23 protein-coding genes, 1 tRNA gene and 1 pseudogene are annotated in these 26484 nt (G+C 64.6%); 6 read left to right on the top strand and 19 right to left on the bottom strand.

Translation table 11 applies throughout. From position 1 onward, the window contains the following. Positions 1 to 7: 7 nt before the first annotated feature. Positions 8 to 1030 carry a GTPase ObgE gene (gene obgE / locus FJ546_RS18670; RefSeq protein ID WP_140890671.1) on the bottom strand — a complete coding sequence of 341 codons (1023 nt, stop codon included), beginning with the start codon at positions 1028 to 1030 and terminating at the stop codon, positions 8 to 10. A gap of 132 nt (positions 1031 to 1162) precedes the next feature. Between obgE and FJ546_RS18665 the strand changes: the two genes are divergently transcribed. After that, positions 1163 to 2032 carry an endonuclease/exonuclease/phosphatase family protein gene (locus FJ546_RS18665; RefSeq protein ID WP_140890670.1) on the top strand — a complete coding sequence of 290 codons (870 nt, stop codon included), beginning with the start codon at positions 1163 to 1165 and terminating at the stop codon, positions 2030 to 2032. Positions 2033 to 2195: 163 nt separating this feature from the next. On the opposite strand, the gene FJ546_RS18660 is transcribed toward FJ546_RS18665, so the two are convergent. The 3 genes from FJ546_RS18660 to FJ546_RS18650 form a co-directional block, all read right to left on the bottom strand. Beyond that, positions 2196 to 2783 (bottom strand): GNAT family protein, encoded by a 588-nt coding sequence (locus tag FJ546_RS18660; protein WP_181167986.1) that lies wholly within the window; start codon positions 2781 to 2783, stop codon positions 2196 to 2198. Positions 2784 to 2903: 120 nt separating this feature from the next. Continuing rightward, positions 2904 to 3173 (bottom strand): 50S ribosomal protein L27, encoded by a 270-nt coding sequence (rpmA, locus tag FJ546_RS18655; RefSeq protein WP_095771984.1) that lies wholly within the window; start codon positions 3171 to 3173, stop codon positions 2904 to 2906. A 98-nt stretch (positions 3174 to 3271) separates the two neighbouring features. Continuing rightward, on the bottom strand, positions 3272 to 3937 hold the full coding sequence (locus tag FJ546_RS18650) for a 50S ribosomal protein L21 (RefSeq protein WP_140890668.1): 666 nt from the start codon (positions 3935 to 3937) through the stop codon (positions 3272 to 3274). Positions 3938 to 4365: 428 nt separating this feature from the next. Between FJ546_RS18650 and FJ546_RS18645 the strand changes: the two genes are divergently transcribed. Beyond that, a tRNA-Ser gene (locus FJ546_RS18645) sits at positions 4366 to 4455 on the top strand. Positions 4456 to 4514: 59 nt separating this feature from the next. Here the strand turns inward: FJ546_RS18645 and FJ546_RS18640 are convergent. After that, positions 4515 to 4830 (bottom strand): annotated as a pseudogene (locus FJ546_RS18640) (type II toxin-antitoxin system RelE/ParE family toxin). Next, the gene (locus FJ546_RS18635; RefSeq protein WP_095775864.1) at positions 4811 to 5062 is read right to left on the bottom strand and encodes a type II toxin-antitoxin system ParD family antitoxin; all 252 of its coding nucleotides are present in this window, start codon (positions 5060 to 5062) and stop codon (positions 4811 to 4813) included. Before FJ546_RS18635 ends, FJ546_RS18640 begins: the two are co-directional and overlap by 20 nt. A gap of 82 nt (positions 5063 to 5144) precedes the next feature. Between FJ546_RS18635 and FJ546_RS18630 the strand changes: the two genes are divergently transcribed. Beyond that, a complete protein-coding gene (locus FJ546_RS18630) occupies positions 5145 to 5915 on the top strand; it encodes an SDR family oxidoreductase (RefSeq protein ID WP_140890667.1) in 771 nt (256 codons plus the stop codon). 28 nt (positions 5916 to 5943) lie between these two features. On the opposite strand, the gene recQ is transcribed toward FJ546_RS18630, so the two are convergent. After that, positions 5944 to 7785, bottom strand: a complete 1842-nt coding sequence (recQ, locus tag FJ546_RS18625; protein WP_140890666.1) for a DNA helicase RecQ — start codon at positions 7783 to 7785, stop codon at positions 5944 to 5946. Between the two features lie 254 nt (positions 7786 to 8039). On the opposite strand from recQ, the gene FJ546_RS18620 reads away from it, so the two are divergent. Continuing rightward, the gene (locus FJ546_RS18620) at positions 8040 to 9461 is read left to right on the top strand and encodes a coniferyl aldehyde dehydrogenase (RefSeq protein ID WP_140890665.1); all 1422 of its coding nucleotides are present in this window, start codon (positions 8040 to 8042) and stop codon (positions 9459 to 9461) included. Positions 9462 to 9695: 234 nt separating this feature from the next. On the opposite strand, the gene FJ546_RS18615 is transcribed toward FJ546_RS18620, so the two are convergent. The 3 genes from FJ546_RS18615 to uxaC all read right to left on the bottom strand — a co-directional run bounded on the left by FJ546_RS18615 (position 9696) and on the right by uxaC (position 12317). Continuing rightward, on the bottom strand, positions 9696 to 10055 hold the full coding sequence (locus tag FJ546_RS18615; RefSeq protein WP_140890664.1) for a cupin domain-containing protein: 360 nt from the start codon (positions 10053 to 10055) through the stop codon (positions 9696 to 9698). Positions 10056 to 10064: 9 nt separating this feature from the next. Beyond that, positions 10065 to 10841: a 2-dehydro-3-deoxy-D-gluconate 5-dehydrogenase KduD gene (kduD, locus tag FJ546_RS18610; RefSeq protein ID WP_140890663.1), complete on the bottom strand. Its 777-nt coding sequence runs from the start codon at positions 10839 to 10841 to the stop codon at positions 10065 to 10067. Positions 10842 to 10907: 66 nt separating this feature from the next. Further along, positions 10908 to 12317 carry a glucuronate isomerase gene (uxaC, locus tag FJ546_RS18605; protein WP_140890662.1) on the bottom strand — a complete coding sequence of 470 codons (1410 nt, stop codon included), beginning with the start codon at positions 12315 to 12317 and terminating at the stop codon, positions 10908 to 10910. A 143-nt stretch (positions 12318 to 12460) separates the two neighbouring features. On the opposite strand from uxaC, the gene FJ546_RS18600 reads away from it, so the two are divergent. Beyond that, positions 12461 to 13954 (top strand): mannitol dehydrogenase family protein, encoded by a 1494-nt coding sequence (locus FJ546_RS18600; RefSeq protein WP_246686880.1) that lies wholly within the window; start codon positions 12461 to 12463, stop codon positions 13952 to 13954. A gap of 52 nt (positions 13955 to 14006) precedes the next feature. Here FJ546_RS18600 and FJ546_RS18595 read toward each other — a convergent pair whose 3' ends face one another. The 8 genes from FJ546_RS18595 to FJ546_RS18555 all read right to left on the bottom strand — a co-directional run bounded on the left by FJ546_RS18595 (position 14007) and on the right by FJ546_RS18555 (position 22962). Continuing rightward, positions 14007 to 14414 (bottom strand): F0F1 ATP synthase subunit epsilon, encoded by a 408-nt coding sequence (locus FJ546_RS18595; RefSeq protein ID WP_095775824.1) that lies wholly within the window; start codon positions 14412 to 14414, stop codon positions 14007 to 14009. A 107-nt stretch (positions 14415 to 14521) separates the two neighbouring features. Next, positions 14522 to 16117 carry a F0F1 ATP synthase subunit beta gene (gene atpD / locus FJ546_RS18590; protein WP_181167985.1) on the bottom strand — a complete coding sequence of 532 codons (1596 nt, stop codon included), beginning with the start codon at positions 16115 to 16117 and terminating at the stop codon, positions 14522 to 14524. Positions 16118 to 16187: 70 nt separating this feature from the next. Continuing rightward, entirely contained in the window at positions 16188 to 17072 is an 885-nt protein-coding gene (locus FJ546_RS18580; RefSeq protein ID WP_140890660.1) for a F0F1 ATP synthase subunit gamma, read from the bottom strand. Between the two features lie 32 nt (positions 17073 to 17104). Further along, positions 17105 to 18634 (bottom strand): F0F1 ATP synthase subunit alpha, encoded by a 1530-nt coding sequence (gene atpA / locus FJ546_RS18575; protein WP_019861845.1) that lies wholly within the window; start codon positions 18632 to 18634, stop codon positions 17105 to 17107. Next, entirely contained in the window at positions 18634 to 19194 is a 561-nt protein-coding gene (locus tag FJ546_RS18570; RefSeq protein WP_140890659.1) for a F0F1 ATP synthase subunit delta, read from the bottom strand. Before FJ546_RS18570 ends, atpA begins: the two co-directional genes overlap by 1 nt. Before the next feature lie 246 nt (positions 19195 to 19440). Further along, positions 19441 to 19836 carry a DUF4345 family protein gene (locus FJ546_RS18565; RefSeq protein ID WP_069090425.1) on the bottom strand — a complete coding sequence of 132 codons (396 nt, stop codon included), beginning with the start codon at positions 19834 to 19836 and terminating at the stop codon, positions 19441 to 19443. Positions 19837 to 20032: 196 nt separating this feature from the next. Then, a complete protein-coding gene (locus tag FJ546_RS18560) occupies positions 20033 to 20728 on the bottom strand; it encodes an aspartate/glutamate racemase family protein (RefSeq protein WP_140890658.1) in 696 nt (231 codons plus the stop codon). A 50-nt stretch (positions 20729 to 20778) separates the two neighbouring features. Further along, complete coding sequence (locus FJ546_RS18555) at positions 20779 to 22962, bottom strand: primosomal protein N' (RefSeq protein WP_140890657.1); 2184 nt, start codon at positions 22960 to 22962, stop codon at positions 20779 to 20781. A gap of 90 nt (positions 22963 to 23052) precedes the next feature. On the opposite strand from FJ546_RS18555, the gene fsa reads away from it, so the two are divergent. Continuing rightward, positions 23053 to 23709: a fructose-6-phosphate aldolase gene (gene fsa / locus FJ546_RS18550; RefSeq protein ID WP_140890656.1), complete on the top strand. Its 657-nt coding sequence runs from the start codon at positions 23053 to 23055 to the stop codon at positions 23707 to 23709. An 88-nt stretch (positions 23710 to 23797) separates the two neighbouring features. On the opposite strand, the gene FJ546_RS18545 is transcribed toward fsa, so the two are convergent. Further along, positions 23798 to 26383 (bottom strand): DNA translocase FtsK, encoded by a 2586-nt coding sequence (locus FJ546_RS18545; protein ID WP_140890655.1) that lies wholly within the window; start codon positions 26381 to 26383, stop codon positions 23798 to 23800. Positions 26384 to 26484: the final 101 nt, after the last annotated feature.

The following is a 26484-nucleotide window of genomic DNA, read 5'->3' as shown; positions in this document are numbered from 1 at the left end:
ACTTTTCCTAGCGCGTCTCGACCACGGGGGCGGCCTCCGCGCGCGCCTCGGCAATCACTGTCATCAGCGCCCGCAGAACGGCCTCCACGCCTTCGCCGGTGACGGCGGACAGCAGCATCGGCGCCCGGCCCGCGGCGCGCTTCAGCGAGGCGACCTTCTTCTTGCGTTCATCGGCATCGAGCGTGTCGACCTGGCTGAGCGCCAGGATCTCGACCTTGTCGGTCAACCCCTGGCCATAGGCCTCGAGTTCGGCGCGCACGGTCTTGTAGGCCTTGCCCGGATTTTCCTCCTGCGCCGAGACCAGGTGCAGCAGCACGCGCGTGCGCTCGACATGGCCGAGGAAGCGGTCGCCGATGCCGACGCCCTCATGCGCGCCCTCGATGAGGCCCGGAATGTCGGCAATGACGAATTCACGCGCATCGATGCGCGCGACGCCGAGGCCGGGATGCAGCGTCGTGAACGGATAATCGGCGATCTTCGGCTTGGCCGCGGTGACCGCCGCCAGGAAGGTCGACTTGCCGGCATTGGGCAGCCCGACCAGCCCGGCATCGGCGATCAGCTTCAACCGCAGCCAGATGTTGAGCTCTTCGCCGGGAAGGCCGGGATTGGCGCGGCGCGGCGCCTGGTTGGTCGAGGTCTTGAAATGCTGGTTGCCGAAGCCGCCATTGCCGCCCTTGGCGAGAAGGAAGCGCTGGCCGACCACGGTGAGGTCGCAGATCAGCGTCTCATTATCTTCCTCGAACACCTGCGTTCCGGCCGGCACTTTCAGCGTCACGTCGGCGCCCTTGGCGCCGGTCATGTTGCGGCCCATGCCGTGGACGCCGGTCTTGGCCTTGAAATGCTGCTGGTAGCGATAGTCGATCAGCGTGTTCAGCCCGTCGACCGCTTCCAGCCAGACATCGCCGCCGCGGCCGCCATCGCCGCCGTCCGGCCCGCCGAACTCGATGAACTTCTCGCGCCGGAACGACACCGAACCGGCGCCCCCGTCACCCGAGCGGACATAGACCTTGGCTTGATCGAGAAATTTCATGGGATTGCAGTTTCTTTTATTGGCCTTGCGGCATTGCTCTAAACCTTGGGCCTTGCTCTAAACCAAGGCGCGGTCAAGGGCGAGACCGTTTTATGACAATGGCCGCGTGGGGTCGGCCGGAGACATGTCGGCATGAAGCTTGTAACCTACAACATCCAATACGGCATCGGTCTTGATGGACAATACGATGTCGCGCGCATTGCCGACACGGTGCGCGGCGCCGATGTGATCGCGCTGCAGGAGGTCACCCGCAACAATCCAAGGAACGGCGGGCGCGACATGGTCGCCGAGATCGGCGAGGCGCTGCCCGACTATTTCGCCGTCTACGGCAGTAATTTCGAGGCCAATATCGGCTCGCGCATCGAGAACGGCCGCGCCATCACCACCACCTTCCAGCTCGGCAACATGGTGCTGTCGAAGACGCCCATTCATCTGTCGCGCAACCTGCTTTTGCCGCGCAGCCGCAGCTTCGAGATGATGAATTTCCAGCGCGGCGCGCTGGAGGCGCTGATCGAGACGCCGCTTGGTTTCATCCGTTTCTATTCCATCCATCTCGATCACCGCAGCCCGGTCGAACGCGCCAGCCAGATCCAGTTCCTGCGCCGGCGCCTGCTGAACTATGCGCTCGAAGGCGGCGCATTGTCCGGCGTCGCCGAGATCGGCCTGCCGGAACTGCCCCATCCCGAGGCCTTTGTCGCCATGGGCGATTTCAACATGCTGGCCGGCTCGCCCGAATATGTCGAACTCGCCGGCCGGCCGGACCATGAATTCGGCATGCCGCTGACCGCCGACTTCGCCGTCGATGCCGCCGTGCGCCTCGACGTCACCGGCGACGATCTCGCCAGCTGGGTCGACCCCAAGGACCCTACCAACACCAGCCGCCACAAGCGCATCGACTACGTCTTCACCAGCGCCTCGCTGGCCAGATCGCTGAAGCGCCTGTGGGTCGACCGGCAGGCGACCGGTTCGGACCATCTGCCGGTGTGGGCCGAACTGGGCTGATTCAGTCTTCGACCTCGCTCCGATGTGTGTTGAGATTCAGGTCAGGCCGCGCCGAGAGTGGTGGCTTCCGAGAACCGGAGCGGAGCGTACTTAAAGTACGTGAGCACCGGAAGCGCAGGAAACCGCCATTCGCAGGCCGGCCTCACCTGAATATCAGCACACATCAAAAATGCACCCAGTTGCGCAGGCTCGTCCAGGTCTTGCGATCCAGCCTGTAGCGCTCGACCGGCACCTGACCGGCGACGATCGAATTCAGCATGCCCTGCCCGGCATACTGGAAGCCGCACTTGTGGATCACCCGGCGCGAGGCCGGATTGATGACCCGCGTCGAGGCATGCAGCACCTGGACCGATGTCTTCTGGAAGGCGAGGTCGACCAGCGCGTGGGCGGCCTCCGTCGCATAGCCGCGCTTCCAGTAGGGTTCACCGATCCAGTAGCCGAGCTCCAGCCCGCGATCGGTGGTGTTGAGCCCCGCGCAGCCGACGAATGTATCGGTGCCGGCCAGCGTCAAGGCATAGGCGATGCCGGCGCGGCGCGACCGTGTCATGGCGAGGAAGGCGCGGGCCTCGGCCTCGCCATAGGGGTGCGGCATGCGCGCCAGCATCTCGGCGACATGACGGTTGTCGGCAAGCTCGACCAGTTGCGCGATGTCGCTCTCGCGCGGCGCCCGCATCACCAGTCGCTCGGTGGCCAGCACCGGGCAATCTATCGCGTAACTTTCGTCTTCTGAGTCTTCCGCTTCGGCAACCATTTCAAAGTCCTCCAGGCACAAGAAAAAGGGGAGATGGAAACCCATCTCCCCTGATCCTTTTCCTGGCCTGGCCAGACACCGGTTCCCGAGATGGGCGCCGGTGTTCTAGTGCGGAACCGGCTACTCCGCGGCTTTGGCAATCGGATTGACCGATACGTAGGTTCGGCCGTTGGCTTTCTTGTTGAAGGTGACCGCGCCGGATTCGAGCGCGAAAAGCGTGTGGTCCGTGCCCATGCCGACATTGACGCCGGGATGCCAGGTGGTGCCGCGTTGACGAATGATGATGTTGCCCGGGATGACGGCTTCGCCGCCGAACTTCTTCACGCCCAGACGCTTGGAATGCGAGTCGCGACCGTTGCGCGACGAGCCGCCAGCTTTCTTGTGTGCCATCTAACTAACTCCGTTGCGCCGCAAGGCGCCTAAAAGGCCTTATGAACGCGTTCGCGTTCCGTTTCAAGTCCGATCCGGCGGATGTTTCGCCGGAAAAATTACTTCTTCGCCAGTTCCTTGGCCTGCTCGCGCCAGTCCTTGATCTGGTCGGCGCTGAACGGCATGTGCTCGTCGATCTTGGCGACATCCTTGTCGGTCAGCTTGGCGAGCTGCGCAAAGGTGATGATGCCCTGCTCGTTGAGGTCCTTGGCGGCGACCGGGCCGATGCCCTTGATCACGGTCAGGTCGTCCGGCTCGCCCTTCGGCGCCTTGAACAGCGGTGCGGCGGTCGTCTCGGCCGTCACTTCTGCCTTGGGGGCGGTTTCCTTCTTGGCCTTGGCCTCCTTCGGCGCGGCGGCAACCTCGGCCTTGGCTTCCGCCTTCACGGCGGCCTTCTTGGCCGGCTTGGCGCCACCCAGCAGGATCTCGGCGATCCGCACGGTGGTCAAAAGCTGGCGATGGCCGATCTTGCGGCGCGAATTCTGGCGGCGGCGCTTCTTGAAAGCGATGACCGTGCGGTTCTTGCCCTGCTCGACGACTTCGGCGGTGACCAGAGCGCCATCGACGAACGGCGCGCCGAACGTGACATTCTCGCCCTCGCCATGTGCGAGCACGTGGCCGATCTCGACGATATCGCCGACATTGGCTTCGACTTTTTCGATCTTCAGGAGATCGTTGGCGGCAACGCGATACTGCTTACCGCCCGTTTTAATGACTGCGAACATTTTTTGCCTTTCGCTGTTCGGTCGGCCTTGATGAACCGCCTGAGGCGATTCGGCCGTCTTTTTGTCAGTCTGCGGGTTCAAAAAACAAGCGGCGCGGAAGAACCCTCCACGCCGATTGCGCGCTGTCCCTAACCGAAGGCTGCGTAGGAGTCAAGGCAACAGCCGTTGCCGGGACAGTCATTGGCCGGCAAAGACCAGGCAGGTCGACATGACCGCCCGGCGTTGCCGTCGCCTGGCGAGGATGCGTGGTTGGCCGATGCGTGGTTGGCCAATGAAACCGCGTGGGCTCGCCTGCAAAGACCTGCCCTGTTTCAGCTGCTTGTCCGGCAGGCCGGACGACAAGCCAAATATCGGTGGATTTGGCCTTGTAACCTGCCCGTTCAGCCGTTATCTAGTGCGCCGCGCCGGCAACGGCCGACCATGACCGCGGAGAGGTGGCAGAGTGGTCGAATGCACCGCACTCGAAATGCGGCATGGGTGCAAGCCCATCGGGGGTTCGAATCCCTCCCTCTCCGCCACCCTGCTTCATAAATTGCCCGACACCCCGAAAGATGTCGCAGCCTGGGCTTGGTCCGGCCTAAGGGGCATCGCCTGACCAATCCTCGTGTCCGTGACGTATCCGGACAATGAGAATATTGCCATCTGCTTCGATCCTGTAGACGACAAGGTGGGCCTTGAAGGGGTGGATGCGCATCGGCGGGGATATCTCATGGCGCTCCCGGGCCATGCGGGGATTTGGCAGCGATCAGGTCAAGGGTCGCAAACAACTGCTCATGATACATTCCGGCCTGCGCTGCGCCGAACAGACGCATGCCCTCTTCAGCGATAGCGATAATATCTTCTTCCGCCGCTAAAGAGAGCGAAATCCCATGGTCAATTGCCGCGCGGCGCATTGGCCCGCGTCAGCGCCTCGGCGAAAAGCGCGTCCTTGGAACGAGTGCCGATGCCGCTTTTCAGACCGTCATCGACGAAGCGCTGCATGGCCGCGATCTTGTCATTGCGCTCCTGATCCCGGCGGATCAGATCCCGCACATAGTCGCTCGCATTGGCATAGCGGCCTGTCTTGGTTTGCGCCTCGACCCAGTCTTTCATGGGATCGGGCAAGGACACGTTCATTGTCGCCATAGCCATCTCCGATGACCTACAGTATGGCATATTTTTGGCAAAGTTTGTCAAATTAGCTGCACGAATTTCGCCGCCGCCGGTTGTGAGCATCTTCGATCGATTTTCCCTAAAGGGGCGTGTGGCCCTGATCACCGGCGGCGGACGCGGCCTCGGTTTCGAGATTGCGCGTGCCTTTGCCGAAGCCGGAGCCCATGTCGTGATGACTGGACGCACCGCAGCGACGCTCGATAGCGCCGTCGCCTCCGTCACCGCAAATGGCGGCAGTGCGCAAGCGGCGGTCTTCGACGTCGCCGACATCGGGGCGGGCCGCGCGATGATTGCCGAGATCAGCAAGACCCCAGGCCGGCTCGACATCCTCGTCAACAATGTCGGCGCCCGCGACAGGCGGCCGCTCGCCGCCTTCAACGACGACGACATTCTCGATCTGATCAGGACGGATCTGTTGTCGGCGATCTCGCTGTCACGCGATGCGGCGGAGATCATGAAGGCCCAGGGTCATGGCCGGCTGATCGCGGTGACCTCGATCGTCGGTGAGATGGCGCGACCCGGCGATGCCATCTATCCCGCCGCCAAGCAGGGACTGACCGGGCTGATGCGCGGCATCGCCGTCGAATATGGCGCCCACGGCGTGACCAGCAACGCCATCGCGCCGGGAATGTTTGCCACCGAGACCAATGCCGCGATGGCGGCAAACGCCGATCTGGTTGCCTTCGCCCGCCAGCGGGTTCCGCTGCAGCGCTGGGGGAGGCCGCAGGAAATTGCCGGCGCCGCGCTTTTCCTCGCCAGCGACGCGGCGTCTTTCGTCAACGGGCACGTCCTGACCGTCGATGGCGGCATGTCGATACAGATGTGACGATTGCTTGCCGGATGTAATGAGGGTTTCAGACCGATCCTTCGGACCGGTGTCCGGCAATCGCCTTCACAAAAATCTCCCCGAACTCCTTGAGCTTCGCCCCTCCCACGCCATTGACCTCGGCGAAGGCGTCGAGGTCGCGCGGGCGGCGTTCGGCCATGTCGATCAGCGTGCGGTCGGAGAACACCACATAGGCCGGCACCTGGCGTTCCTTGGCCAGGCGCAGCCGCAGGGATTTGAGCGTGGCCAGCAGCGAGGCGTCGACGCCTTCGGCGTTGGCGCCCGAACCCTCCGCCGCCCGCGTCTTGCGCAAGGCGCGGCTGCGCATCTCGACACGGTAATGGAACGGCATCTCGCCACGGCCGAGCGCATGGCCTTTCTCGGCGATGGCGAGGCCGCCATGGCCGCTCGGATCCGGCTCGAGGAAACCGCCGGCGACGAGCTGCCGGATCAGCGATAGCCAGAGATCCTTCTTGTGCGCCGCGCCGCTGCCGAAGCTGGCGAGCTTCTGGTGACCGCGGGCCAGGATCTTCTCGGTCTCGTGGCCGAGCAGGATATTGATGACATGGGCGGCGCCGAAGCGCTCGCCGCTCTGCGCGACCGCGGCCAGGATGATGCGCGCCTCCGCGCCGCCATCGGCGCGCGGCACCTGATCCAGGCAGTTGTCGCAATTGCCGCAAGGCTCGGCTTCTTCTCCGAAATAGCCGAGCAGCACCTGGCGGCGGCACTGCGCCGTCTCGCAATAGCCGATCAGCGTGTCGAGCCGGCGATGCGCGCGCTTCTTGTGCTCGACCGACGCATCCTCGTCGTCGATGAACAGCCGGCGCATGCGGATGTCGCCAAGGCCGTACAGCATGTGCGCCTCGGCCTTGCGCCCGTCACGGCCGGCACGGCCGATCTCCTGATAATAGGCCTCCAGGCTGCCCGGCATGTCGGTATGGAAGACATAGGCGACATCGGGCTTGTCGATGCCCATGCCGAAGGCGATGGTCGCCACCATGACGACGCCGGACAGCGTCATGAAGGCGTTTTGATTGGCCTCGCGCGCCTCCTTGCTCATGCCGGCGTGATAGGCGAGCGCGGTGACGCCGTTCTTTTCCAGGAAGGCCGCCATCTCCTCCGTCTTCTTGCGCGACAGGCAGTAGACGATGCCGCTCTTGCCCGGGTGACGCTCGATGAAACGCAGCAATTGCCGCTTGCCGTCCTGCTTGGATTCGATGGCGAGCTTGATGTTGGGCCGGTCGAACCCCAGCACCAGCGTTTCGACCCGCTCGGCGAACAGCCGTGCCTCGATATCGCTGCGCGTGCTCTCATCCGCCGTCGCCGTCACCGCGATGATGGGGACATTGGGGAAGATGTGGCGCAGGCGCGACAGATCCTCGTACTCAGGCCGGAACGCCGGCCCCCATTGCGAGATGCAATGTGCCTCGTCGATGGCGATCAGGCTGACCTCGAGCCTGGAAAGCGCCTCGAGCATCCGCTCGGTCATCAGCCGTTCCGGCGCCAGATAAAGCAGCCGCGTCTGGCCTGATGCCACGCGGCGCCAGGCCGCGACATTGGCTTCCCGGTCGAGCGAGGAATTGATCGTATCGGCGCCAACGCCGGCCAGGCGCAAGGCCGCGACCTGATCCTGCATCAGCGCCACCAGCGGCGACACGACCAGGGCGAGCCCGCCCATGACCAGCGCCGGCACCTGGTAGCAAAGCGATTTGCCCGCACCCGTCGGCATGACGGCCAGCACATGGCGCCCGCCGAGCAGTGCGTCCATGACATCGGCCTGGCCGGGGCGGAAATCGTCGAAGCCGAACACGTCCTTCAGGACGCGCCGCTTGGGATCCTCGGCCCGGACACTCGCTGTCTGCACCGACATCAGGCGGACACCGGACGGGAAGCGATTTTTCGGGGATGGGAGAGGATGTGGGAATCGATCAAGATGCTCTCCGCGTGACGCTTTGGAGTAGCGCAGCTATCCTCGGAACACAACCGGAACGGTCATCCATGTTGACGGCGGACCGGTTGGCCATGGCCCGTGAAGGCACACCTTCCCCAGCGACACCCGCACCCCCGCTGGATTCCTTCACGCACCAGGATGTAAGCTTGGTCCGACGAGCCAGGGAGGACGCGATGCTGCAGGTGAGACAGGATGTCCTGGGTGAACGGTTCCAGCTGCAGCGTACGGCCTTCGAGAAGCAGCCCTTTCCGGACCTGGGTGTTCGCAAAGACCGCCTGAAGCGCCTGCTGGCTTTGACCGAGCAGCATGAGGCGGAGATCGGCGCCGCGATCGACGCCGACTTTGGCGGCCGCTCGGCGCATGAGACGCGCCTTGCCGAACTGTTTGTCGTGCGCGCCGGCATCCGCCACACGCTGTCTCATCTGAGCGGCTGGATGCGGGAACGTCGCGTCGCCACCACCTTGCCGTTCCTGCCGGGCCGCAACCGCCTCCTGCCGCAGCCGCTTGGTGTGGTCGGCATCGTCTCGCCCTGGAATTACCCCTTCCAGCTCGCCGTCGCGCCGGTCACGGCAGCGCTCGCCGCCGGCAACCGCGTGCTGGTCAAGCCGTCCGAACTGACACCGGCCTTCTCGGCGCTGCTCGCCAGGCTGGCCGGCGAACATTTTTCGCCCGACGAGCTCAGCGTCATCACCGGCGATGCCGAGATGGGCAAGGCCTTCGTGTCGATGCCGTTCGATCATCTGCTGTTCACCGGCTCGACCGCGGTCGGCCGCCAGGTCGCGATCGCCGCGGCCGCCAACCTCACTCCGGTCACGCTCGAACTCGGCGGCAAGTCGCCGGCGATCTTCGATCCTTCCTGCGATCTCGATGCGGCAACGGCCAGCATCGCCTATGGCAAGCTGCTCAATGCCGGGCAGACCTGCATCGCACCGGACTATCTGCTGGTGCCCATAGGGCAGGCCGCCACGGTCGCCGCCAAACTCGCTGCCGCGGTGGCGCGGCTCTACCCGACGCTCCGCGACAACCCCGACTACACCGCCATCATCAGCGACCGGCATTTTCAGCGCCTGCGCGCCATGGTCGCGGAAGCCCGCGATGCCGGTGCCGATGTCGTCGAAATCAATCCGGCCGGCGAAGAATTCGGCGCCACGAGCCGCAAGCTTCTGCCGACCCTGGTTCGAAACGCCGGACCCGACCTGCGGCTGATGCGCGAGGAGATTTTCGGCCCGGTGCTGCCGATCGTCGAATATGCCACCGTCGACGAGGCGATCAGCCACGTGAACCAGGCCGAGCGGCCGCTGGCGCTCTACTGGTTCGGCAACGACAGCACCAACCGCCGGCGCATCCTGCGCGAGACCGTCGCCGGCGGCGTCACCATCAACGACTGCATGCTGCATCTGGTGCAGGAGAACCAGCCTTTCGGCGGCGTCGGCGCCAGCGGCATGGGCGCCTATCACGGCGAATGGGGGTTCCGCACCTTCAGCAAGGAGAAGCCGGTTTTCCTGCAGTCGCGCCTGAGCGCCGGCGCCCTGCTGCGCCCGCCCTACGGCAAGACGTTCGAGCGGATTTTCAGCCTGCTCCGGCGCATCACCTGACCGAAGGCAGCCGTCGGTTGTACGGCGCATTAAGCTTATCTTCACCACGATGCGGCAGGCTTCACATCCTGCGGTCATGTCTTGAGTACCGCGGCGCCACAAGCGCCCAGGCAACAACCCGCGCCTCTTTTGGGGCGCGGGACATGCGCCCGCACGCGATCTCCCAGATTTGGCTCGGCAAGTCCTCCGCTAAAAGCATGATGCCGAAAACCGTGAAGCGGTTTTCGGACGACATCATGCTCTATCGCTTTGATTTAGAGCAAGAAAATCGGCACGGTGCGGCGTAAAGCTGTCGACCAGCCGTCCCGCTTCCAGCGCTTTGACGCCATGCACCAGACCGGACGGCACGATGAAGCTGCCGCCGGCCTCGAGAATTTCCGTCCGCCCGTCGATGGTCACCTCGAAACGGCCCTCGGCGACATAGCTTGATTGGACATGCGGGTGCGAATGCAAGGCGCCGACGCCGCCCTTGTCGAAGCCGAATTCGACCAGCATCAGCTCATCGGTGGAGAGGAGAACGCGCCGCCTGTTGCCGTCGGGCGTCGGCGTCCAGACGCCCTCGCCGGCATGCGCGAAGATCTTGGTCTTGGTCATGTCCTCTCCTCATCGCGCCAGCCAGCCGCCATCCACCGGCACCGCGGCGCCATGCATATAGTCGGAAGCCCGTGCCAGCAGGAAGACGGCGGCATCGCCAATGTCCGATGGCTCACCCCAGCGCCCCGCGGGAATGCGCCCGAGAATGGCGGCACTGCGCTCGGGGTCGGCCCGCAGTGCGTGCGTGTTGTTGGTCTCGACATAGCCCGGCGCGATGGCGTTGACGTTAATGCCCTTGGCCGCCCATTCGCAGGCGAGCAGCCGGGTGATGCCGAGCACGCCATGTTTCGAGGCGGTGTAGGAGGCGACGCGGATGCCGCCCTGGAAACTCAGCACCGAGGCGATGTTGACGATCTTGCCCCGGCGACCATCGGCAAGCGCGCGCCTGGCGAAGGACTGGCAAAGCAGAAACACCGCCTTCAGATTGACGTCCATGACGTCGTCCCAGTCGGTCTCGGTCAGATCGATTGCATCGGCGCGCCGGATGATGCCGGCATTGTTGACCAGCCCGTCGAGCGGCCCGCTTTCGTCCCACACCCGATCCAGCATCGGTCCGGCGGCCGCCGTGTCGGCAAGGTCGGCGCTCACCGCTTCGAACCTGGCACCGATGGCCGCGACCTTGCTCGCCGTATCGTCCATCGACGAGCGGCCGACGCCGACCACCGTGCCGCCCGCGCGCGCGATCGAGAGGACAATGCCTTGGCCGATACCGGTGTTGGCGCCGGTGACCAGGATGCGCTTGCCGGCCAGGCTGAAGGCGGAGAGATCGATGCCGGTACTGTTCATCTCGGCACCGTCAGCCTGTCACGCGTTTCCAACGGCCGGCGTCGTTGGAATTTGGAGCCGACGACATCAAAGCCGGTACGCCTTCTTCGCCAGCGTATAGGCCAATTCGCGAGCCAGCTCATGCGCCTCGTCCTCGCGCAGCCGGTGCTCGGCGACGAGGCGTGCGAGGAAGGCGCAGTCGACTCGCCGCGCCACGTCGTGGCGGGCCGGGATCGAGGGAAAGGCACGGGTGTCGTCATTGAAGCCGACGGTATTGTAGAAGCCGGCCGTCTCCGTCGTCATCTCGCGAAACCGGCGCATGCCTTCCGGACTGTCATGGAACCACCAGGCGGGGCCAAGCTTCAGCGCCGGGTAAACACCGGCCAGCGGCGCCAGCTCCCGCGCGTAGCTGCTCTCGTCCAGCGTGAAGAGGATCACCGTCAGGTCACGCTCCAGCCCGACGCAATCGAGCAGCGGCTTCAGCGCCGTCACATAATCGGTCCGCATCGGGATATCGAAGCCCTTGTCGCGGCCGAACCTCTGGAAAATGGAAGGCGAATGATTGCGCCAAGAGCCGGGATGGATCTGCAGCACCAGCCCGTCATCCCGGCTCATCTTGGCCATCTCGGTCAGCATCTGGGCGCGGAACAGTTTGCGCTCGCGCTCATCCTCCGAGCCGCCGCGGATGCGGTTGAACAGCTCCTGCGCCGCCGCGTCGGAGAGATTGGCGGTCTCCGCCGTCGGATGGCCATGATCCGAAGAGGTCGCGCCAAAGCTCTTGAAGAAGGCACGCCGCTGCCGATGCGCGTCGAGATAACCGGCCCAGCTGCCGGTGTCGCAGCCGGTAATCTCGCCAAGCCGGTCGAGATTGGCGGAAAAACCCTCGAAATCGGGATCGACGACCGAGTCCGGCCGATAGGCGGTGACGACACGGCCTTCCCAGCCGCTGTCGCGGATCATCTTGTGCCATTCGAGATCGTCGAGCGCGCCTTCGGTCGTGGCGATGACCTCGATGTTGAAGCGCTCGAACAAGGCGCGCGGGCGGAAATTCTCCCACTGCAGCACCGTCGCGATCGTGTCGTAGTGGCGGTCGGCCGTCGCTGCATCCAGCGGCTCTTCGATGCCGAACAGATGCGCCAGCACATGGTCGAACCATAGCCGGGTCGGCGTGCCGCGAAACAGATAATAGTACTCGGCGAAGCGCCGCCAGATCGTCCTGCCGTCTGTCTCCACCGGGGCGCCGTCCAGGCTCGCCACGCCGAGATCCTCCAGCCGCACGCCCTGGCTGAACAGCATGCGGAAAATGTAGTGGTCGGGCACGATGAGCAGTTGCGCCGGATCCGGGAACGGCTCGTTCAGCGCATACCAGCGCGGATCGGTGTGGCCGTGCGGACTGACGATGGGCAGGTCCTTGATGCCGGCATAGAGGTCGCGGGCAAGCGAGCGCGAATGCGCTTCGGACGGAAACAGCAGGTCCGGATCGGTCAGCGCAACCATGGGGAAAGCGGCTCCTCCAGTCTGGATAGCGGTACGTTCGGGCCAAAGCGATGTCAATGTGCGTTGGCAAAGCGGCATCCTTGCGGCAGGCGCAAACAGGTGTTACCCCGCCTGTCATCCACAGCCCCCGCCCCGGTATGCTGATGACCAGAAGCCATCTGTCCGACGCCACGCTGCAGAAGCTGCCCGCCGGGACCAAAATCCCTGCCTATGACCGCGGCCGCATTGCCCCAGGCATTGTGCATCTGGGCGTCGGCGCCTTCCATCGCGCCCATCAGGCCGCCTATGTCGACGAGTGCCTGGCGGCGGGCGAGACGGAGTGGGGCATCGTCGGCGTCTCCTTGCGCAGCCCCGACACGCGCGATGCGCTGTCGCCACAGGACGGGCTCTACACGCTGGCGATCCGCAGCAATGGCGAGGAGGAGCTGCGCGTCATCGGCTCTATCCAGTCGATGCTGGTGGCGCCGGAAGACCCCGGCGCGGTGCTGGCCGCGCTGACCGATCCGCGCACCCGCATCGTCACGCTGACCATCACCGAAAAGGCCTATCTCAGGGCCGCGAGCGGCGGATTGGACGTCGCCCATCCCGATATCATCCACGATCTGGCCAATCCGCGGGCGCCGAAGACGGCACATGGTTTCCTTGCCGAGGCGCTTGCCCGGAGGCTGGCCGCCGGCACCCCGCCCTTTACCGTGCTGTGCTGCGACAACCTGCCGGCCAACGGCGCCACGCTGCATCGGCTGCTGACCGAATTCGCCGAGCTGCGCGATGCCGGGTTTGCTACGGCAGGCGACACCAGGATCGCCGACCATATCGCGAATGAAGTCGCCTTTCCGTCGAGCATGGTCGATCGCATCGTGCCGGCAACCACCGACGCCGACCGGGCACGCATCGCTGGCGAACTCGGTGTCGACGATGCCTGGCCCGTGATGACCGAGCCCTTCCGCCAATGGGTGGTCGAGGACAATTTTCCGGCGGACAGGCCGGACTGGGAAAAGTTCGGCGTTACCATGGTCGGCGATGTCGGCCCCTTCGAGGACATGAAGCTCAGGCTGCTCAACGGCGCGCATTCGGGCATCGCTTATCTCGGCCTGCTCAGCGGCCACGCCACCGTTGACCGTGCCTTCGCCGATACGGCGATCCGGAAGTTCGTCGACGGGCTATGGGCCGAGGCCATCCCGACATTGCCGGAAGATGCCGGGCTCGACACGGCGACCTACACGGCCGAGCTCGCCGAGCGTTTTTCAAACACCGCGCTCGCCCACCGCACGGCGCAGATCGCCAATGATGGCAGCCAGAAACTGCCGCAGCGCATCATCGCCTCCGCCATCGAATGCCTCGAAGCCGGTACTGAGTTCGTCCATCTCACGCTGGTGGTGGCGGCCTGGATCGCCGCCTGCGCCGCACGCGGAAAAACCTTGCCCGAAAACCATTTCACCGATCCGCTCGATGCGGCGTTGACGGCACTTTTGAACCAGCAATTGCCGGCGAACGAAACCGTGACGGCGGTGTTCGGCCTGGCCGGCTTCGCCAGGGACCACGCCGAGCGCCAGACGCTGATTGAACTCACGGCGGTGCATCTCGTCCACTTGCGACGCGATGGTCCGACGCTGGCCTTCGCCGCCTTGGGCATTTAAACAAAAAAGCGAGGCAAGGCCCCGCTTTTCATCAAGTCACCTGGTGCGGATTTCAGGCCGGAAGAATCGCGCCTTCGAGCGTCGTGAGCTGGCTAAGAAACTGTTCCGCCTTGCTGCGCGCCTGGTCGTCCTTGGCGTCGGCGGCATCTTCCTTGGCTTCCTGGATGCGGCGGGCGAGATCGGCGCGGTCGACATCCTTCACGGCGACAGCCGATTCCGCCAGCAGCGTGCAGCCGGCCGGAACGATGTCGGCGAAACCGCCGAACACGACATAGCGTTCTTCGCCGCCCGAGGCGGTCTTCACCGTGACGACACCCGGCTTGATCGTGGTCATGACCGGTGCGTGATGCGCCATCACGGTCATCTCGCCTTCGGCACCGGGAATGACGACGGATTCGACCTCAGCGGAAACCAGCAGGCGCTCCGGCGAGACCAGTTCGAATTTGAAAGCTTCAGCCATGTTAATTTAGTGAGTAGGGGAGTAGTGAGTAGTCAGTAGTGACGGCAAACTGCCTAAATCACACCTGCTATTCTCTACTCACTACTCACTACTCCCTATTCGCTTCTTTACGCCGCTTCAGCCGCCAGGCGCTGTGCCTTCTCGACCGCTTCCTCGATTCCACCGACCATGTAGAACGCGGCTTCCGGCAGGTGATCGTAATCGCCGTTGCAGAGGCCCTTGAAGCCCTTGATGGTGTCGGCGAGGTCGACGAGCTTGCCCGGCGCGCCGGTGAACACTTCGGCGACGAAGAAGGGCTGCGACAGGAAGCGCTCGATCTTGCGGGCGCGGGCCACGGTCTGCTTGTCCTCTTCCGACAGCTCGTCCATGCCCAGGATGGCGATGATGTCCTGCAGCGACTTGTAGCGCTGGAGGATCGACTGCACCTGGCGGGCAACGGCATAGTGCTCTTCGCCGACAACCATCGGGTCGAGCATACGCGAGGTCGAATCCAGCGGATCGACCGCCGGATAGATGCCCTTTTCGGCGATGGCGCGGTTCAGCGTCGTCGTCGCGTCAAGGTGGGCGAACGAGGTTGCCGGCGCCGGGTCGGTCAAGTCGTCGGCGGGCACGTAGATGGCCTGCACCGAGGTGATCGAGCCCTTGGTGGTGGTGGTGATGCGTTCCTGCAGCGCGCCCATGTCGGTGGCGAGCGTCGGCTGATAACCCACGGCCGACGGGATACGGCCGAGCAGAGCCGACACTTCCGAACCCGCCTGCGTGAAGCGGAAGATGTTGTCGACGAAGAACAGCACGTCCTGGCCCTGGTCGCGGAAATATTCAGCGACCGTCAGGCCGGTCAGGCCGACGCGGGCGCGCGCGCCCGGCGGCTCGTTCATCTGGCCGTACACGAGGGCCGCCTTGGAGCCTTCGCCGCCGCCCTTCTTGTTGACGCCGGACTCGATGAACTCGTGATAGAGATCGTTACCCTCGCGGGTGCGCTCGCCGACGCCGGCGAACACCGAATAGCCGCCATGCGCCTTGGCGATGTTGTTGATCAGTTCCTGGATCAGCACGGTCTTGCCGACGCCGGCGCCGCCGAACAGGCCGATCTTGCCGCCCTTGGCGTAAGGTGCCAGCAGGTCGAGCACCTTGATGCCGGTGATCAGGATCTGCGCCTCCGTCGACTGCTCGACATAGGTCGGAGCCGGCTGGTGGATGGAGCGCATTTCGATCCCGTCGACCGGGCCTTCTTCGTCGACCGGCTCGCCGATGACGTTGATGATGCGGCCGAGCATGCCCGGGCCGACCGGCACGGTGATCGGCGCACCGGTGTCGCGCACTTCCTGGCCACGCACCAGACCTTCGGTGGAGTCCATGGCGATGCAGCGCACGGTGTTTTCACCCAGGTGCTGGGCAACTTCGAGCACCAGGCGGTTGCCGACATTGGTCGTCTCGAGCGCGTTCAGGATCGCCGGAAGGTGATCGCCGAACTGCACGTCGACGACGGCGCCGATGACCTGGCGGACCTTGCCGACAACGCCCGTCGCCTTGGCGGCCACGGCCGGAGTCCTGGCCGCCGCGGCCTTGGCCGGCGCTGCGGCCGTCTTTGCCGGAGCTGCCTTCGCGGCGGCTGCCGGAGCCTTGGCCGCCTTTGCGGGGGCTGCGGTCTTCGCGGCTGCGGCCTTGGGGGCCGCTGTCTTGGGGGTCGCTGCTTTCGCCATCGTCTTTACCCTTTTTCGTCCTTTGTTTCTCACGCGGTCCTGGAGCGGGCCGATGGCCCGCGAACCGCGTCTAGAGCGCTTCGGCGCCCGAAATGATTTCGATCAGTTCCTTGGTGATCTGCGCCTGCCGCTGGCGATTGTAGGTGATCGACAGCTTGTTGATCATCTCCCCGGCGTTGCGCGTCGCATTGTCCATGGCGCTCATCTTGGCGCCCATTTCGCCGGCCGCGTTTTCGAGCAGCGCCCGGAAAACCTGCACGGAAATGTTGCGCGGGATGAGGTCGGAGAGGATTTCGCCCGGCTCGGGCTCATACTCGTAGACGGCATTGCCGCCTTCCACCGTCTCGGCGGGCGCCGAAGCGACGCCGGCCGGGATGATCTGCTGCGCGGTCGGGACCTGGCTGATCACCGACTTGAACTGCGAATAGAACAGCGTGCAGATATCGAAGGCGCCCTCGTTGAAGAGGTGGATGACTTTCTTGGCGATCGCGTCGGCGTTGACGAAGCCGAGCGTCTTGACCTCGCGCAGGTCGACACGATCGAGGATCATCGAGGCGTAGTCGCGGCGCAGGATATCAAAACCTTTCTTGCCGACGCAGATGATCTTGACCTGCTTGCCGTCGGCCAGAAGCCGCCGGATATGATCGCGGGCAAGACGGGCGATCTGCGAATTGAAGCCGCCGCACAGGCCGCGCTCGGCGGTGCAGACGACGAGCAGATGCACATTGTCCTTACCGGTGCCGGTCATCAGCGCCGGGGCATCGCCGCCGCCGCCGATTGCCTGGGTGATGTTGGCCAGCACGGAACCCATGCGCTCCGAATAGGGGCGCGCCGCTTCTGCTGCCTCTTGCGCACGGCGCAGCTTCGCCGCGGCGACCATCTGCATCGCCTTGGTGATCTTCTGCGTCGCCTTGACCGAGGCGATACGGTTACGAAGGTCTTTTAATGAAGGCATGCTTCAAACCTGATCCCGTCTTGTCGCTTCGCTCAGGCGAAGGTCTTGGCGAAAGCGTCGATCTCTGCCTTCAGCTTGGCGCGCAGATCGTCCGACAGCGCCTTTTCCTTGCGGATGGCGTCGAGAACGTCCTTGCCCGCGGCACGCATATGGCTGAGCAGGCCATGCTCGAACTTGCCGACCTGATTGACCGGCAGCTTGTCGAGGTAGCCGTTGACGCCGGCGAAGATCACCGCGACCTGCTCTTCCGTCTTCAGCGGCGAGAACTGCGGCTGCTTCAGGAGTTCGGTCAGGCGCGATCCGCGGTTGAGCAGGCGCTGCGTGGCGGCGTCGAGATCCGAGCCGAACTGCGCGAAGGCCGCCATTTCGCGGTACTGCGCGAGCTCGCCCTTGATCGAACCGGCAACCTGCTTCATCGCCTTGATCTGCGCCGAGGAACCGACGCGCGACACCGACAGGCCGACGTTGACGGCCGGACGGATGCCTTGGAAAAACAGGTTGGTTTCGAGGAAGATCTGGCCGTCGGTGATCGAGATCACGTTGGTCGGGATGTAGGCCGACACGTCGTTGGCCTGGGTTTCGATGACCGGCAAAGCCGTCAGCGAGCCATTGCCCAGATCGTCATTGAGCTTGGCGGCGCGCTCGAGCAGGCGCGAGTGCAGGTAGAAGACGTCGCCCGGATAGGCTTCGCGGCCCGGCGGGCGGCGCAGGAGCAGCGACATCTGGCGATAGGCGACGGCCTGCTTCGACAGATCGTCGTAGCTGATCAGCGCATGCATGCCATTGTCGCGGAAATATTCGCCCATGGTGCAGCCGGCGAACGGCGCCAGGAACTGCATCGGCGCCGGATCGGAAGCGGTGGCGGCGACGATGATCGAATATTCGAGCGCGCCGCGCTCTTCCAGCACCTTGACGAACTGCGCGACGGTCGAGCGCTTCTGGCCGACGGCGACGTAGACGCAGTAGAGCTTTTCCTTCTCGGGGCCGTTGTCGTGCACCGACTTCTGGTTGAGCATCGTGTCGAGGATGATGGCGGTCTTGCCGGTCTGACGGTCGCCGATCACCAGCTCGCGCTGGCCGCGGCCGACCGGGATCAGTGCGTCGATGGCCTTGAGGCCGGTCGACATCGGCTCATGCACCGACTTGCGCGGGATGATGCCGGGCGCCTTGACGTCGACGCGCTTGCGTTCGGTCGCCTTGATCGGGCCCTTGCCGTCGATCGGGTTGCCGAGCGCGTCGACGACGCGGCCGAGCAGGCCCGGACCGACCGGAACGTCGACGATGGCGCCGGTCCGCTTGACGGTGTCGCCTTCCTTGATGTCGCGGTCGGCGCCGAAGATGACGACGCCGACATTGTCGGCTTCGAGGTTGAGCGCCATGCCGCGGATGCCGCCGGGGAATTCGACCATTTCGCCGGCCTGGACATTGTCGAGGCCATAGACGCGGGCGATACCGTCACCGACGGACAGCACCTGTCCAACTTCGGAGACCTCGGCCTCCTTGCCGAAATTCTTGATCTGGTCTTTCAGAATTGCGGAAATTTCCGCGGCGCGGATGTCCATCAGCCGACCTCTTTCAGTGCAAGCTTGAGCGAATTGAGTTTGGTTTTGAGCGACGTATCGATCTGGCGCGAGCCCATCTTGACCACCAGCCCGCCGAGCAGCGACGGATCGACGGTGACGGAGATGGCCACGTCCTTGCCGGCAACGCTTTTCAGCGCCGCCTTGAGTTCGATCTGCTGGGCAGCCGTCAGCTCGTGAGCCGACGTCACTTCAGCAGCGGTCTCGCCACGATGCTCGGCGGCGATCTGGCGGAACGCCTTGATCATGCCGGGCACGGCGAACAGCCGGCGGTTGCGGGCAACGACGCGCAGGAAATTACCGGTGAGGCCGGTGATGCCTGCTTTGTCGGCGATCGCCGCGATGGCCTTGGCCTGCTCCTCGCTGGAGAATACCGGGCTGTTGATCAGCCTGGTCAGGTCGGAACTGCCCGCGAGCATCGCCTCGAAACTGTTGAGGTCGGCCTCGACCTTGGCCACGGAATTTGCCTGCAGGGCGAGTTCGAACAGCGAACCCGCATAGCGTTCTGCGACACCTGAGATTGGCGATGACGATTGAGCCACGGACCGTCTTTTCTCTTGTCTGACAGGCCGCAGATTGTTGGCGCGAGCAAAAACTCTGGCTAAATCTTTGACCTTACTGCATTTTTTCAAGCACGGAGGCGCGGCTTCCGCTATCCCCGGCCGAAAGTCGATTGCCGTCTAGCACAGGCATTTTAAGACCGCAATGCGTCGTTCCGCATGCTTTTCAGGCACTATTGTCGCATCCGGCGAAAGACTCGCGTCTGATGCGCCGGAATAGCCTTGGATTCAGGGCACAAAGCCGAAGGCAAAGGCGAGCGGCAAGGCCGCCAGGACCAATTCCACCACAATGGAAACCCAATTGAAAGGTGTGTTGGCGCCATCCGACATCATCGACAGCAGCCGGCCGAAGGCCGTGAACAGCCAGGAGAAGCCGAGCGCCATGTAAACCAATGGCTGCGCCAGCAGAATGCAGCACAGGCCGACGCCGAGATAAAAGCCCGACATCCTGCCGCGCCCCTCGGCGATCGCTGCCGCCTTCTCCGGTTTCGCCTGCAGGCGCAGGATGCGGAAGGCCAGCCCAGGCGCCAGGAAAAACAGAAGCCCGAGCAGCACGGTGAAGACGGCGCTCGACCAGGCCAGCCATTCGCCCTGGCTCGTCGGCCATGGAAGCGCAAAATCCATCCTGTCCCCTTGAAATGCCTGTTTTGAAATTCCGGGCATTCTAGCCGAGGAAAAGCGCCGCGCCAGATGGCATCAGGCACTTTCAAAGCGATGCGAGGAAAAGTGTGAAACGGTTTTCCCGGGAAAAACGCGTAGCGTTTTCCCTACGGAGTAGCGTTTTCCCTACGGAATTGCGTCAGAACAAAAAGTGAGCGCATCAACCGAGCGCGAATTCCACCGCCGCCTCGGCATGGATGCGTGTCGTGTCGAAAACCGGAATGTCGAAATCATCCTGTCCGATAAGCATGGTGATCTCGGTGCAGCCCATGATGATGCTGTCGGCGGCCTCTTCACGGCGCAGACGTTCGGCCTCTTCCATATAAGCGGCCTTCGAGTCTTCGCTGACGATGCCCTGGCAGAGCTCGTCATAGATGACGCGATGCACCATGTCGCGCCCGGCCGCATCGGGCACGACAGGCGACAGGCCGTATTTGTCGGCCAGCCGGCCCTTGTAGAAATCCTGCTCCATGGTGAAGCGCGTCGCCAGCAGCGCCGGGCGCTGCATGCCTGTGCGCTTGACCGCGGCCGCCGTGGCGTCGGCGATGTGGATCAAGGGGATCGACACCGACGCCTGCACCTGGTCAGCCAGTCTGTGCATGGTGTTGGTGCACAGAACCAGGCCTTCCGCACCGCCCGCCTCCAACTTGCGCGCGGCTTCGATCAGAAGCACGCCGGCGCCGTCCCAATCGCCATGATGCTGCCGCTCGGCGATCTCGGCGAAATCGAACGACCACAAAAGCAGCTTGGCCGAATGCAACCCACCGAGGCGCTCGCGCACGATCTCGTTGAGCAGGCGATAGTAGATGGCGGTCGATTCCCAGCTCATGCCGCCGAGCAAGCCAAGGGTTTTCATGTGATCTTCCATTTCTCGCTGGCCAGCAGCCTGTCGCCGATATCGCGACCTTACAAAAAGCTCTGCGGATCGATGTCGACCTGCACCCGGACCGAACCACGCTGCTTCGGCCCATTGGCCAGCATGGCGCGGATAAAGCCCTGCATGTCGGCGCGCCGTTCGCCCTGGATCAGCAGGCGGAAGCGGTGGCGGCCGCCGAGCAGGGACAGCGGCGCTTCCGCCGGCCCCAGCACGAACAGGTCTGACGCCTCGGGCGCGGCGCGGCGCAGGCCGCGTGCATGCCCTTCCGCTTCCGCCCGCGTCACCGCGCTGACGATGACGCCGGCCAACCGGCCGAACGGCGGCAGCGCCGCCCGTTCGCGCTCGGCGATCTCGCGCTCGTAAAAAGCCTCGGCATCGCCGGAGACGATCGCCCGCATCACCGGATGGTCCGGCTGGAATGTCTGCAGCAGGCCGAGGCTCTTCTTGCCGGTGCGGCCGGCGCGGCCGGTCACCTGGCTGAGCAGCTGGAAGGTGCGCTCGGCGGCGCGCGGATCGCCATTGGCAAGGCCAAGATCGGCATCGACGACGCCGACCAGCGTCATGTTGGGAAAATTGTGGCCCTTGGCGACGAGCTGCGTACCGATGACGATGTCGGCCTCGCCATCGGCGATCGCCTCCAGTTCCAGCCGCAGCCGCCGCACCCCGCCCATCAGGTCGGATGACAAGACAATGGTGCGCGCGTCGGGGAAATGCGTGACGACCTCCTCGGCGATGCGCTCGACGCCCGGGCCGCAGGCGACCAGATGATCGAGCGTGCCGCATTCCGGGCAGGCTTCGGGGCGGCGCTCATTGTGCCCGCAATGATGGCAGACCAGCTGGCCGCGAAAGCGATGCTCGACCAGCCAGGCCGAACAGACCGGGCAGCCGAAACGGTGGCCGCAGACGCGGCACAGCGTAAGCGGCGCATAGCCGCGCCGGTTGAGGAACAGCAGCGACTGTTCCTTCTTCTCCAGCGTCTTGCGCATATGGTCGATCAGCACCGGCGACAGGAAGCCGCCACGCGCCGGCGGCGCGCGCCGCATGTCGATCGACTTCAGCTGCGGCAGCGCCGCCTCGGCGAAGCGGGCGGAGAGAATGGCCCTGTTGTACTTGCCCTGGCTGGCATTGACGCGGCTCTCGACCGATGGCGTCGCCGATGCCAGCACCACCGGGAAGCCGCCAATATGGCCGCGCACCACCGCCATGTCGCGCGCATTGTAGAAGACACGGTCCTCCTGCTTGTAGGCAGGGTCGTGCTCCTCGTCGACGACGATCAGGCCGAGCTCCTTGAACGGCAGGAACAGCGCCGAGCGCGCGCCGGCAACGACGCGCACCGTGCCTTCCGCGACCTGCCGCCAGACCTTTTCGCGCATCCTGGGCGGCAGGTCGGAATGCCATTCGCCCGGCTTGGCGCCGAAGCGCTGCTGGAAGCGTTCGAGGAAAGCGTGGGTCAGCGCGATTTCCGGCAAAAGAATCAGCACCTGCTTGCCCTGGTCGAGCGCGGCCGCCACCGCCTCGAAATAGACCTCCGTCTTGCCAGACCCGGTGACGCCGTCGAGCAGCGCGACGTTGAAGGCGCAGGCCGCGACATTGGCGCGCAGCATCGATGCGGCGTCGCTCTGGTCCGGCATCAGCTCGGGCACGGCATAGCTCGGGTCGGGTGCTGCCACCACCGGGCGCGGCGGGATCATCACCGTCTCGAACACGCCTTGCGCCTTCAGCCCCTCGATGACCGTCGACGATACGCCGGCCGCATGCGCGAGGCCGGATCGTGTCCAGGCCAACCCGCCTTCGGCCGTTTCCAGCACGCGCGCCCGCGCATCCGTCATCCGATCGGGAACGACAAGCGTGCGCTGCAACCCCTCGATCCAGGGCTCCGGGTCGAAGGCCTCCGGCGCTCTGAGCAGCATGCGCGCCACCATGCCCGGCGCCGACAGTGTGTATTGTGCCACCCAGTCGACGAAACGGCGCATCGAACGGTCGATCGGCGGGCAGTCGAAGACCTGCTCGATCGGGCGCAGTTTTTTCGCGTCGACAGTCTCGACCGCGCCGTCCCAGACGATGCCGGCAACCTGGCGCGGCCCGAGCGGCACGCGCACGATCGACCCCGGCACCACGCGCATGCCGGCCGGCACGGCATAGGTGTAGGGGCGTTCGGCAGGCATCGGCACCAGCACCGGCGCGGCTGCGACAAAGGGCGAATCTTCGATCATGAGGCGTGACCTTGCCCCGACTTTGGTCTAGATCAAAGAGCAACGCTGAACGTGCCTTCCCAAGCACGACGAAATCGTCAGGAGACCGCCATGAAATTTTTTGTCGACACCGCCGACATCAAGGAAATCCGTGAGCTGAATGATCTGGGGCTGCTCGACGGCGTCACCACCAATCCGTCGCTGATTCTCAAATCCGGCGGCAAGATCGCCGACGTCACCAAGCAGATCTGCGATATCGTCGCCGGCCCGGTTTCGGCCGAAGTCGTGGCGACCGTGTACAAGGACATGATGGCGGAGGCCGAGGTGCTGGCCAAGATTGCGCCCAATGTCTGCATCAAGGTGCCGCTGACGCTGGACGGCCTGAAGGCCTGCAAGACGATCCGCACCCAGATGAACCGCATGGTCAACGTCACGCTGTGCTTCTCGGCCAACCAGGCGCTGCTCGCCGCCAAGGCCGGCGCCTCGTTCATCTCCCCCTTCGTCGGCCGCATCGACGACACCGGCTCGGACGGCATGGAGCTGATCCAGGAGATCCGGCAGATCTACGACAATTACGATTTCCAGACCGAGATCCTGACCGCTTCGGTGCGCACCGTGAACCACGTCAAGCAGGCGGCCCTCATCGGCGCCGATGTCATCACTGCGCCGCCGGCGACGCTGAAGGCGCTGGTCAACCATCCGCTGACCGACAAGGGTCTCGCCGCCTTCCTTGCGGACTGGGCCAAGACCGGCCAGAAGATCGGCTGAGATCGCACCGCTTCAATGAGAAAGGCCGGGCGACCGGCCTTTTTCTGTTACGTGTCGGGAGAAGTCCGACCGCCGCAAGGGCCGCCGATCATTCCGTGCTGTCCTCGTCGGGCGCGGCTGCCGGCGGGCGCCGGCCCATGATGATTTCGCGCTTGCCGACATGGTTGGGCGCGCCGACCAGACCTTCCTTCTCCATGCGCTCGACCAGCGAAGCGGCGCGGTTGTAGCCGATGCCGAGACGGCGCTGGATGTAGGACGTCGAACACTTCTTGTCGCGCACCACCACCTTGACCGCCTCGTCATAGCTGGGATCGCTATCCTCCGCGCCGACCGATCCCTTGTCGAAGACCGCGCCCTGGTCGTCGTCGACCTCTTCCTCGTCCTCGTCGGCGGTCACGGTCTCCAGATATTCCGGGCGGCCCTGCGCCTTCAGATGCGCCACGACATGTTCGACCTCGGCGTCGGAGACGAAGGGGCCATGCACGCGTGATATCCGCCCGCCACCCATCATGTGCAGCATGTCGCCCTGGCCGAGCAGCTGTTCGGCGCCCTGCTCGCCCAGGATGGTGCGGCTGTCGATCTTGGAGGTGACCTGGAAGGAGATTCGGGTCGGGAAGTTGGCCTTGATCGTGCCGGTGATGACGTCGACCGAGGGGCGCTGCGTTGCCATGATCAGATGGATGCCGGCCGCGCGCGCCATCTGCGCCAGGCGCTGGATGGCGCCTTCGATCTCCTTGCCGGCGACCATCATCAGATCGGCCATCTCGTCGACGATGACGACAATATAAGGCATCGGCGCAAGATCGATTTCCTGCTGCTCGAACAGCGGCTCGCCGGTGCCCTTTTCGAAGCCGGTCTGCACGGTCATGACGACCGCCTCGCCCTTGTCGCGGGCCTGGGCGGCGCGCTCATTGTAGCCGTCGATGTTGCGCACGCCGAGCCGCGCCATCTTGCGATAGCGGTCCTCCATCTCGCGCACCGCCCATTTGAGCGCGGTGACGGCCTTCTTGGGATCGGTGACGACCGGCGTCAGAAGATGCGGGATGCCGTCATAGACCGAGAGTTCCAGCATCTTCGGATCGACCATGATCAGCCGGCATTCTTCCGGCTTCAGCCGGTAGAGCAGCGACAGGATCATGGTGTTGATGGCAACCGACTTGCCCGAGCCGGTGGTCCCGGCGACCAGCAGATGCGGCATCTTCGCCAGTTCGGCGATGACGGGCTCGCCGCCGATCGTCTTGCCGAGGCAAAGCGCCAGCTTGCAGCTGGTCTTGCGGAAGCCCTGCGATTCGATCAGTTCGCGGAAATAGACGGTCTCGCGCGTCTCGTTCGGCAGTTCGATGCCGATGACGTTGCGGCCGGGCACGACGGCGACGCGCGCCGAAATCGCCGACATGGAGCGGGCGATGTCATCGGCAAGACCGATGACGCGGGACGATTTGACGCCCGGCGCCGGCTCGAACTCATAGAGGGTGACGACCGGACCCGGGCGGACGTGGATGATCTCGCCGCGCACGCCGAAATCCTCGAGCACGCTCTCCAGCAGATCGGCATTCTGCTCGAGCCGCTCCTGCGACATATAGAAACCCTGCCCTTCCGGCGGCTGCTGCAGCAGCTCTTCCGAGGGAAGTTCGTACGCCTCGCCCGTCGTGGCCGGCACGATCTTGCCGGCCAAAGGCAGCGGCGAAGAGGCGCGCACGGCTGGAACCTGCACGGTGTCCCCGGCGCCTTGCGCGACTTGCGCCGGAGCGGCGTTGCCCACGACGGCAGAGGCTGCGACCCGCGCCTGGGCTCGCTTCGGCACTGTTGTCGGCTGAACCACGGCTTCGTTGGAGTTGGCCGGACGGACATCCGGCGAGGCGGACGGCGCCTGCTGGCCTGGAAGGCAGTCGATGACACGGAACAACGCGGTCGGGTCGGCCGTCGGCGCGGCGCAAACATCGACCCGTCCGGCGGCGACCGGCGCGGCGGCGCGCTGAACCGGGACGGCTCGCGACGCGGGCGACGAACCTTCGATCATGTAGGGCGCCATGAGCTCGAAGAAGACGTGATCCGACAGATAGGGCCAGCGGACGGTTTCACGGCCGGTTGTCTTGACCGGCGCCGCCATTCCCTGGGCAGACGCGGCCGGTGCGGATACACCTACCGGCGCAGGGGTCCTCGGACCGGCCGTCACAACGGTCCGCGCCTTTTCGCTGGCATGCCTTGGCGGAACGGATGCGGAGGCCGGTGATCTTTCATGCATCACGGCTTTGTTGCCGATGAGCGGCCGGGCGGCTTCCAAAGCGGCGTTCCGGCTTTTCATCGCCGCCGACAATGACGGGGATGGGACCACGGACGTCGGCGCAGCCGCGGCAGGCTGTGCGACGGCTTGCCGCACCGGCGGCACCGGCGGTTCGCCTTGCTCGGAGGTGATCTGGCGCGGATGGCGCGTGCTGGCTTCGTAGTCCGGCGTGCGGGTAAACCGCACATTGGGCGCCAGGAAGAAATACTCCTGCCAGGCGGGACTTTCATTGCCGCCGAGATCGACAGGTGGCGGGAAATTACCGCCTGCGGTCGCGCCGGGCGGCTGGCCATCCACTTTGCCGCTCACGCCGTTGAAACGCTTTCCCTCGGGGTCATCGGGCGAAGCTGGCTTCAATGAATTGACCCGAGGAAAACGCTTGGATTCCATTCTCAAGACTCACTCTGAAATGTCTGCTGAGCAATAGGGAGCGAGTGGTTAACAGTTGCTTCCCGCCAGCGCTTTTGGAGCGGTCGAAACGTATCTTTCGC

It is taken from the genome of Mesorhizobium sp. B2-4-19, assembly GCF_006441315.1.
Classification (GTDB): Bacteria; Pseudomonadota; Alphaproteobacteria; order Rhizobiales; family Rhizobiaceae; genus Mesorhizobium.
This window is presented reverse-complemented; position numbering and strand designations above follow the sequence as displayed.